We start from the raw sequence: 9,107 nt of genomic DNA, 5'->3' as shown, positions 1-9,107 counted from the left end.
TGGACATACAAAGATAAGGCTAAAAGCTGATACCGTCTAAAGACGGTGGAGTTAGACCGCGCATTTGTAAGTTAAAATGGGTATAGAAGGTCATCCATACGTCATCATTTTGCCGGAATTCGCCATTTTACCAAAAGAAGGTATGGACAATGTATGAAATTAGCCTTATTAAGATACATAGCGCGTATAAGCATGATCCATTCCTCCTTGAAAGCTTGGGCTCCTGTTCAGGAAACCATTGTTTTTCTACCAAAATATGTAGTGTCCTTGAATATTATCACCCTTTTCAAATAATTGTCAACAGTTATGATAGGTGCACTGTCACTCCCCGAAAACCCTCGAATTTTGTCGAATTTCCTAGTATACAGGCTACCGGGATTTACAGTATAAAAAATAGAATCCACTTTGAAAATGATGATCAAAGTGGATTCTTGTGCCATTTATTCGCACGCTTCCAATTTTCTTTTTTCTTCTATCAGTTTTTGGAATTCCTTTTCCAGTTCTTTACTTGGCTCGATGCTTAACCGGCTGAGCACCTCTGATATCTTCGTTTCGATGACGAGGAGTCGATCTTCCTGGGTATTTCGGGTTTTTTTGCGTTGACTCTGTTTATATTGTGTATAGGTCCCTTCAACAAGCTCAATCTCTTTATGACGAATAACCATCATACGGGTGGCGACATGTTGAATCAGCAGGCGATCATGCGAAACGAAAATGACAGTTCCTGCATATTCCTTTAAAAGTGATTCCAATGCACCGACAGCTTCAATATCCAGGTAATTCGTCGGTTCATCCAAGATTAACGTATTACTATTACTCAAAAGTATTTTGGCAAGCGCTGCTTTGACGCGTTCTCCGCCACTCAGCACTCCGACCGGCTTATAAACATCATCCCGAAAAAAATGCAATCTTGCCAATACGGTTCGGATGAATGTTTCATCCTGCCTGGAAGTGGAACTGACATTTTCCAGAATTGATTTTTCAACATCCAATATATTTAAGTTCTGACTAAAGTAACCCATTTTCATGGCCGGAGAAATTGTGATGCCTTCAGCTTGATTGACTATCATTTTTACAAGCGTCGTTTTTCCGCTGCCATTTGGGCCCATGATGGCAAGTTTATCTCCGCCGCGAATATGAAAGCTCGTTTTTTTCCAAAGGAGACGGCCGCCGGCGATGCCTTCCACATTTTCGGCACGGAGAATGATTCGGTCTTTAAATGTACCTTCATTGGGCAAATTCATTTTAAGCGGAGGCGTCTCCTTCACTTTCTCCACTTTTTCGAATTTTTCCAACCTCGTTTTCATCGCTTTTGCCGTCTTTTGCAGCTTCTTTTGCTTTTTGGCAAAGTAGGGCTTTGCACCCTTTATTTTCACTTCCGATTGGCTCACCTTTTTTGGTGCTTTCGTTGCTTTTTCAGCTTTTTGCTCTTTTGCTTTCAACGCTTCTTCCAGCTGTTTTTTCTTTAACTCGTATTTTTCATAAGCGAGCCGCTGTTGACGATGCTCCAGCTCTTTCTGTTCAGCATAGTCACTGTAATTGCCTTTATACTCCTTTACATTTCCTTCATTGATTTCCCAAATGGATGTGCAAAGGGCGTCCAAAAATGCCCGGTCATGGGATACAATCACAAAAGCACCCTTCCACCCGGCCAGTTTCCTTTCAACCCATTCAATGTGCTCTGCATCAAGATTTGTTGTCGGTTCATCTGCAAATAAAATTTGCGGCGCCTTTACAAGCACCTCATTCATGTATTCCTGCGTTACCTCACCGCCGCTTTTGACAGTATCGATCCTTTTCAACTGCGGCAAAAGCTCACTCGTTACACGGTGGCGGACGATCCCATCATCCGGCGGCAGATTTCCGGAAAGAATATTCAATAGTGTTGTCTTTCCGCTGCCATTTCGGCCAACGAGACCAATCCGGTCATTTTTGTTAATTTCCAACCGCTCGATATTTAGCAGCAACCGATCCTTGACATAGTGCTTTATATTGATCGCTTCCAATAAAGTCATATGATCATCCCCATTTTTGCATAATCGGGGACATAAAAATGCCCCCTATCTGAATTCAGAATAGGAGGCGCAAGTAAAGATGAACACCAAAAAGAGAGATTCCTCCCTTTTGCGCTCAACGATAGAAGTCCAATCCTATTCTGAAAACTCCGATTGAAGGCAACCCAAAAAAGCATAGATCTTCGTTAAAAAGCCTTCAATGAGTGGTTTTCTTAAATAGGATTAGTACTTCATGCAGCTTGTTCACCCTTCCGCTCGTTTATTTACTGCCACTATAGACGGTCTTTTTAAATTTGTCAACTGTTACGTTTGTTGAAAAAAGCAGGTTCCTTGTCTTGGTTAGAATTTGTCTCAACCTCATCCCAATTTAGCTTTGATCAATGTTCTTCTTTCTTTTGCATTCATTTTTTCAGATTTCATTTTGCGTAAACCGATGAAAATAGCGACTGCCCAACCGAGCAAAATGGTTCCATAAATGAGAGCCGCATACGATCCGTTTATGATCCATGTATTTAACATCGTTCGGGCATTGATGAGGATAATAAATCCTCCAACCAAAATGCCCATTAATTGAGCAGGAACTTTTCGAACGAGCCATGCCGCGATGGGCGCAGCAATAACGCCTCCAATAACGAGAGCCCCAACCCAAAGAAAATTGACGGTTTCCCAGCCTAATGAAATTAAAAACCCAAGAGTGGCCGAAACGGCAATTGCAAATTCGCTTGTGTCAACCGTCCCTACTACTTTCCGGGCCGTCATCCCTTTTTTTGCAAGAAGAACGGGTGTGGCAATCGGGCCCCAGCCTCCGCCGCCGGTTGCATCGGCAAAACCTGCAACCAATCCCAATGGTATTGACTGTTTGATGGATATTGGTTTGGCTTCTTTTACCTCGCCATTTTTAAATGTAAACAAAAATCGAAACACCACATAGAATCCCAACAACAATAGAAAAGCTGAAATATACGGCTTCACGATTTCGCCCGGCAAATTGCTCAAAAAGCAAGCACCCGCGAAAGCTCCGACAGATCCCGGAATAATCAGTCGATACAATATGGTTTTATCCACATTTCCGAATTTAAAGTGTGCTATTCCTGAAGCTGCGGTCGTAGCCACTTCGGATAGATGTATGGTAGCGGAGGCTACCGCCGGAGCAATGCCAAATGCCAATAAAAAAGTCGTTGAGGATACGCCATATGCCATTCCCAAAGCACCGTCTATAAGCTGGGCAAGGAAACCGACCATGGCTAAAACAATTAGTTTTTTCATATTCCCTTCCCTCATTAAAATTGACGGTTTTAGTGTTTCATATTTTTTCCTGTCAAACTCTCTAATGAATCAAGGCGGTTCCCGCTTTAGAGAGAAATCGTTTAAAGCTGTTTAAGCTATATAGTTCTTATCCTTCAAATATTTGATGATGAGCTGAACTGCTTCCTCTAAAGATAGCATTTCAGTATTGATTGTTATTTCCGGGGCCACAGGCTCTTCATAAGGCGCATCAATCCCTGTAAATCCTTTAATTTTGCCGGCGCGCGCTTTTTTATAAAGCCCTTTCGGATCACGCTTTTCACATTCTTCCAAGCTGCATTTAACGTAGATTTCAATAAATTCGTTTTCTTCCAAAATGGATCGAACTTGATCGCGGTCCTGTCTGTATGGAGAAATAAATGCCGTCATCGTGATTAACCCTGCATCAACCATAAGCTTTGCAACTTCTCCTATACGCCGGATGTTTTCGGTGCGATCCCCGGGACTAAAGCCTAAATTGCTATTTAAACCGTGACGGATATTATCTCCATCCAAACGGTAAGTGTGGACACCCAACCTGAAAAGCTCTTTCTCCAGCAAAGCGGATAAACTGGATTTTCCTGATCCGGAGAGCCCTGTGAACCATAGTACAGCGCTTTGGTGGTTATTTCGTTGTTGTCTTTCTTTTTTTGACACTAGTGATTCGTGCCACACAAGATTGGCGGGTGTACTCATATGCTCCCTCCTTAGGCTTTTACTTTAAATGCGCCTTTGATGCTGCAGGCCCTTTATAAGTATTGCTGCAACCTCGGGACGCGAAAACTCTTTTGGCAGATCTTCTCCATTCCGGAGTTTTTCCCTCACTTTTGTTCCACTTAAAAGGACGTGACATGCTTGATCATGCGGACACGTTTTGGCGGTAGCCATGTTCTCGCATTTGGTACAGTAGAAGGCATTTTCAAATTTAAATATTTGGATCCCCAGTTCATCTTCAAATTGTGAAATTAACTCCTGGGCTGCATAAGTACCATAGTAATTACCGATACCTGCGTGATCACGCCCAACGATAAAATGTGTACATCCATAATTTTTACGGACGATGGCATGTAAAATGGCTTCCCTGGGTCCCCCGTAACGCATTGCAGCCGGATATATAACCAGTCTGGTCCGATCAGCCGGAAAATAATTTTTTAGAATCGCTTGATAACTTTCCATGCGAATCTCTGCCGGAATATCATCTGCCTTCGTCTCACCAACCAATGGATTTAACAATAGGCCATCAACATATTCCAAGGCGCATTTTTGAATAAATTCATGAGAGCGGTGAACAGGATTTCTTGTTTGAAACCCAACTATCGTTTTCCAACCCAAATCGGCAAACATTTTCCGCGTTTCTTTCGGATCTAAATAAAATGCTTCAAAAGGGGCATGCTGCGGTCGGTTGAGTAGATAGATTGGACCTGCCAAATACACTTCACCTTGTTCATAAACTTTGTTGACACCCGGATGCGCGGGATCCGTCGTCCCAAATACAAGTCTTGCCTCCTTTTCTTTGTCATAGAAATACTTTTCCTGCAAATGAAGCACACCATAAACGACATCGTCCTCTCCGGTAAGGGCAATGTCAGTACCAATTTCATATTCATTTGCCTCCTCCCGGGAGACATGGAGAGTAATCGGAATACTCCAAAGTGTCCCATCGGCCAGACGCATGTCTTCTAGGACGCGGGTGTAATCCTGTTGTCCCATGAATCCTGTTAAAGGGCTAAATCCACCGATGCCAATAAGTTCTAAATCAGATAAACCCCAGGCATCCAGTTTTAAGGGTTTCAATGAATCGGCTTTTTTTAGATAAGTTTCTCTTTCCGGGGCAACCAATTCTCTTTGAATCAATTCACCCCCATGAGGTAAAATGGCGCTTTCTTCTTTTTGTAACGTTACAGTCATCGTTTCTACCTCCAAATTTTTCATCCATGCCAATTTTGCTGGGCATATCACGACTCAGTCTATTCAAAGTATTATTTTTTGGTTCCGTAAAACACAACGGTTATCAACAAACCGTTATTTTAATTTCTTTTCAAATGTATGGAGACCGCACTCTGTCTTATGAAACCCGGCCCACCTTCCCGCCCGAAAATCTTCGTTATTTGTTACAGGCGATGTGCAAGGCTCGCAGCCAATACTATGATATCCCTTGTCGTGTAAAGGGTTATAAGGTAAATTATTTTCCCGGATATAATTCCAAACATCCTCCCACGTCCAATAAATTAAAGGACATACCTTGATTGACCGGAACCGTTCATCCTTATTGACAAAGTTTGTATCCTTCCGACTTGAAGATTGTTCTCTTCGCAGACCCGAGATCCAAGCCGGAACACCTTGTAATACTTCTTCCAAAGGTTTAACCTTTCGAATGAAACAACAAAGATCCGGCCGGCTTTTCCAAAGTTCAGAGCCATATTGTTTAGCCTGCTCCTCCAAAGTTAATGCTGGTTTTTTCAACTGAATATTCAGTTCAGGATATTTTTCCTTTACCTTATCAATAAGCTCATAGGTTTCTTTAAAATGGACCCCGGTATCCAAAAAAACAATCTGTGCATCTTGTTTGATTTTGGAAATGAGATCGATTAAAACGATGCCTTCTGCACCAAAACTGCATGCATAAATAATAGCGTCCTTGTAGGAATCATACGCCCACTGCAAAATTTTTACAGCGCCTTTTGTTTCATCCGCAGGTACCCAATCCTTAAAGGGGTCCTCCTGAAACTCTTTGTAACTGATTAACGGGATATTCATGCATTCCACTCCAGACTGCTTAAATGATTCCATTGGCAAAAGTTTTTTTGCAAAAGCATATACGGATCGCTCTCCGCTCTTCCTTGCATGCCAATAAAAGGGGTATCAGCTCTTATTTAGGAAATTTAATGTTCCGGAATTATCATCCTCCAATTCCTCTTTTCCAGAACCAATTACCGCCTTATATCAGGGTCATGGTTCAATTTCGCATCGTGATTTCCTCCCATGGGCTTTTTCCTTTTTAACCTATTCACCCGTTACACGAAATGAGCCTGTACTTATTAGGCATTCCCCGGCTAAGCTCTATGGCGGCCGGAATCGCTTCGGTTTTGTTCCCAATTTTCAAAAAGTTTTTGGGCTTTTTAAAGCAAAAAAAAACGCCGAAGGGGTATTCCCTCCGGCTCATGTCAATGGAAGTCCACATCAATTTTATTTCTGTTTTGATCGTCATCTTCTACTTTTGGCATGCGAATCTCGAGTACTCCATTTTTATAGGAAGCCTTGGCATTTCCCTCCATCGAAACCGGGGATGGCAAAGGGATTGACCGTTGAAAATGTCCCGTAAACCGCTCCTGTTTATGCATGTTTTCTTCCTTTATTTCATTGGAGCGCTGGATCGTCCCGCTGATCGTCAGCAGGTTTTGCTCATTGATATGGATGTGGACATCATCTTTCTTTTCCAACCCGGGAATATCACATGTGGCCACCACTTCATTTTCCGTTTCATACACATCCACTTTCGGCATGCCGAACTCTCTATTCGCCCCAAAGTCAGCCGAAAATAAACGATTTAAGTCTCTCCTCATGTTGTCCAGTTGGCGAAAAGGGTCAAATGGTACTAAAGACATTTTTGCACCTCCCATGTCGGATTCGTAAAAAAAAGGCAGTAAGCCTTTCTTTTTTTTACCCCGGTGCACATAAATAAAACGCTGCCGCTACCGGTCAATTGGTAGTATACTTTATCTTTTTATTTTTATCCGCTAGGAAAACAAATAAAGCCCGTTAAGCAGCTCAATTGATTTTTTATTGCCTAAGCCGGTTACATGAATGGCGGCCGGACGATTTGTTGGACCTTCTGCAAAAATGAGCTCGACGTCCCTTGTCTTCAGGGAGATCGCCTCTTTGTTATAAATTGCATCAAAAATCGGAGATGGTTCAGATGCCTGAAGTATTTCTTTCCAATTCGCAGCATGGTCCTCTGGTGATTGGACAAAATAATATACTTTGCTTATATGTAGATGCTGCTGCTTTTCCGGAATGATTCCCCTTTCACAATAGGCTTTCAACCTGTCCGCATCCTCCTGATCCCACTGAATGAAAAAAGGATACGGGGCCATTGATGCGGGAGTCTTTGCAAACAGCATTTTCCACTGCAAGATTGTTCCGTCTTCTCTTCTCCGTTCTGCATTTACAATTTCGCTAGGCGTAAATCCTGAATTGGTGAGCCGCTCACGTAATGATTGAATGTCACTCGTTCTAAAACAAATATTCCCGAACCCTTCCCCATTCTGCAAATCTTCGTTCATTTGTTTTATTAAAGGGTTATCGGAACCGCCGACGATTAAATCATTTTCTATCGCCAAATACTCTACATATGAAAGCCCGAAGTAGAGCAAGCTATTCCAGCTCCCCCATTGAAGATGCGATCCGCCTTTCACAGCCAATAGACCGTGCTTCTTCCATTCGGGAATGGCCGATGACGGATCCCGGTCGACAAAATGCACGATGTGGTCAAAAGCCAATGCAGTCATTGGATCACCTTTCCTTTGCTTTTTTTTCATTATATCAGCGTGCAAAACAAAAAAGCCCGTCCGGCATTCATTAATAAAGCCTCCTGAACACAAATATGGCAGGAGGCTTTTCATTCAGCTATTTTGTTGTTGATCAGAAGGAAGCTCGTCTATTCTATTGGAATCTTCCGAATCCAGTACACTGCCAATGAAGTATACCAGAAATACGGCGATTATAACCAACAGTACAGACAGTCCAATGAGTACGCCCAGTTGCATAAATATCTCCTCCACCCATACATTGTCCGCTTTTCATTTACGTACAACTGAAAAGCAAAGAAGCATATCCTTTTCCGTTTATCTATTTTATAGTATATACTATTTTTCACTTTCCAACAAAGATAATATGTATTATAATAATAAAGGTCCTTTATTGATAGCAGCATGGCTCCGTAGCTCAGAGGATAGAGCGTCGGTTTCCTAAACCGTGCGTCGCAGGTTCGATTCCTGCCGGGGCCGTATCCAAAAATTGTTAGTAGCAAGGGTTGCAGCGTGTCTGTACTCTTGCTACTTTTATTATAAATAGTCAACTTTAGCCTGTTATAATATTTTTTAGATTAATAAAAAGCCCCTCAACCGATATTCAATTTTGAAATCCTGTCACCAGATACTCCTTATACTAACTGTTAGAGCCTATTTATTATGTCCTAAACTTGAGTATTTAACGCCTATTCCTAAAAAGGCGAGAATTATTGCAATTATAGGAGTAATATAAGTCATTACAGCCCATGGTCCATACCCGCCAGAACCAAAAATCGGAACACCTAATGTACTAATATAAAACGCTCCAGAAGTTCCCCATGGTACAAGTGGCGCTACCATTGTTCCGACATCTTCAATACTTCTGGAAAGTGTTTTTGCTGCCATTCCTGATCTCTGAAACGCCTTCATAAACATTTCCGGCAACATAATTGCCCCTGTGTAAGATGTACCTGAAAAGACAAGCAATAACAAGCCGGTGAATAATGTAGTAATCATTAACGGACCTCGGGTTCTCACTCTCTGTGTCAAAGGTGTGATGGCCGTTTCAAGAAATCCAGCCTTACTAATAATCGCTGTATATGCATAGCCGCAATAAATAATAACGACAATGCCAACCATAGAAATAATACCTCCGCGGTTTAGTAAAGTAAGAACACTATCCGCTAAATTTTCTGGATTTACTCCCGGAATCATGTTGACATTTAAAGCAGGTTATGCGTCGGAAAAACGGTGTGGTTAAAGTTCCGACTGCTCTCACATGCCCAAAGTGTTCGGCGCC

The 9,107-nt window shown here is 42.1% G+C and carries 9 protein-coding genes and 1 tRNA gene; 1 reads left to right on the top strand and 9 read right to left on the bottom strand.

Annotated features, from left to right (window positions below; all coding sequences use genetic code 11):
* Positions 1-440 precede the first annotated feature (440 nt).
* From AB1L08_RS20210 to AB1L08_RS20175, 8 genes are all read right to left on the bottom strand, one after another.
* Entirely contained in the window at positions 441-2,015 is a 1,575-nt protein-coding gene (locus AB1L08_RS20210) for a Vga family ABC-F type ribosomal protection protein (protein WP_413066428.1), read from the bottom strand.
* A 357-nt stretch (positions 2,016-2,372) separates the two neighbouring features.
* Positions 2,373-3,281 (bottom strand): sulfite exporter TauE/SafE family protein, encoded by a 909-nt coding sequence (locus AB1L08_RS20205; protein ID WP_413066427.1) that lies wholly within the window; start codon positions 3,279-3,281, stop codon positions 2,373-2,375.
* A 111-nt stretch (positions 3,282-3,392) separates the two neighbouring features.
* The gene (cysC, locus tag AB1L08_RS20200) at positions 3,393-3,995 is read right to left on the bottom strand and encodes an adenylyl-sulfate kinase (protein WP_413066426.1); all 603 of its coding nucleotides are present in this window, start codon (positions 3,993-3,995) and stop codon (positions 3,393-3,395) included.
* Positions 3,996-4,019: 24 nt separating this feature from the next.
* A complete protein-coding gene (gene sat, locus AB1L08_RS20195; RefSeq protein ID WP_413066425.1) occupies positions 4,020-5,207 on the bottom strand; it encodes a sulfate adenylyltransferase in 1,188 nt (395 codons plus the stop codon).
* A 114-nt stretch (positions 5,208-5,321) separates the two neighbouring features.
* Positions 5,322-6,056 (bottom strand): phosphoadenylyl-sulfate reductase, encoded by a 735-nt coding sequence (locus AB1L08_RS20190; RefSeq protein WP_413066424.1) that lies wholly within the window; start codon positions 6,054-6,056, stop codon positions 5,322-5,324.
* Between the two features lie 407 nt (positions 6,057-6,463).
* Positions 6,464-6,904 carry an Hsp20/alpha crystallin family protein gene (locus tag AB1L08_RS20185; RefSeq protein WP_413066423.1) on the bottom strand — a complete coding sequence of 147 codons (441 nt, stop codon included), beginning with the start codon at positions 6,902-6,904 and terminating at the stop codon, positions 6,464-6,466.
* 132 nt (positions 6,905-7,036) lie between these two features.
* Entirely contained in the window at positions 7,037-7,807 is a 771-nt protein-coding gene (locus AB1L08_RS20180; protein ID WP_413066422.1) for a VOC family protein, read from the bottom strand.
* Between the two features lie 114 nt (positions 7,808-7,921).
* Positions 7,922-8,065: a hypothetical protein gene (locus AB1L08_RS20175; protein ID WP_413066421.1), complete on the bottom strand. Its 144-nt coding sequence runs from the start codon at positions 8,063-8,065 to the stop codon at positions 7,922-7,924.
* A 167-nt stretch (positions 8,066-8,232) separates the two neighbouring features.
* Between AB1L08_RS20175 and AB1L08_RS20170 the strand changes: the two genes are divergently transcribed.
* A tRNA-Arg gene (locus AB1L08_RS20170) sits at positions 8,233-8,305 on the top strand.
* A 174-nt stretch (positions 8,306-8,479) separates the two neighbouring features.
* Here the strand turns inward: AB1L08_RS20170 and AB1L08_RS20165 are convergent.
* Positions 8,480-9,022 carry a Na+/H+ antiporter NhaC family protein gene (locus AB1L08_RS20165; RefSeq protein WP_413066420.1) on the bottom strand — a complete coding sequence of 181 codons (543 nt, stop codon included), beginning with the start codon at positions 9,020-9,022 and terminating at the stop codon, positions 8,480-8,482.
* Positions 9,023-9,107 lie beyond the last annotated feature (85 nt).

It is taken from the genome of Siminovitchia jepli (assembly GCF_047228825.1).
Lineage (GTDB): Bacteria > Bacillota > Bacilli > Bacillales > Bacillaceae_C > Siminovitchia.
Note: the sequence above shows the minus strand (reverse complement) of the source record. Positions and strands in the feature narration are given on the sequence as shown.

Coding starts and splice junctions, on each gene's coding strand:
- AB1L08_RS20210 (WP_413066428.1), bottom strand. CDS start 2,015: ATGACTTTATTGGAAGCGATCAATATAAAGCACTATGTCAAGGATCGG.
- AB1L08_RS20205 (WP_413066427.1), bottom strand. CDS start 3,281: ATGAAAAAACTAATTGTTTTAGCCATGGTCGGTTTCCTTGCCCAGCTT.
- cysC (WP_413066426.1), bottom strand. CDS start 3,995: ATGAGTACACCCGCCAATCTTGTGTGGCACGAATCACTAGTGTCAAAA.
- sat (WP_413066425.1), bottom strand. CDS start 5,207: ATGACTGTAACGTTACAAAAAGAAGAAAGCGCCATTTTACCTCATGGG.
- AB1L08_RS20190 (WP_413066424.1), bottom strand. CDS start 6,056: ATGAATATCCCGTTAATCAGTTACAAAGAGTTTCAGGAGGACCCCTTT.
- AB1L08_RS20185 (WP_413066423.1), bottom strand. CDS start 6,904: ATGTCTTTAGTACCATTTGACCCTTTTCGCCAACTGGACAACATGAGG.
- AB1L08_RS20180 (WP_413066422.1), bottom strand. CDS start 7,807: ATGACTGCATTGGCTTTTGACCACATCGTGCATTTTGTCGACCGGGAT.
- AB1L08_RS20175 (WP_413066421.1), bottom strand. CDS start 8,065: ATGCAACTGGGCGTACTCATTGGACTGTCTGTACTGTTGGTTATAATC.
- AB1L08_RS20165 (WP_413066420.1), bottom strand. CDS start 9,022: ATGATTCCGGGAGTAAATCCAGAAAATTTAGCGGATAGTGTTCTTACT.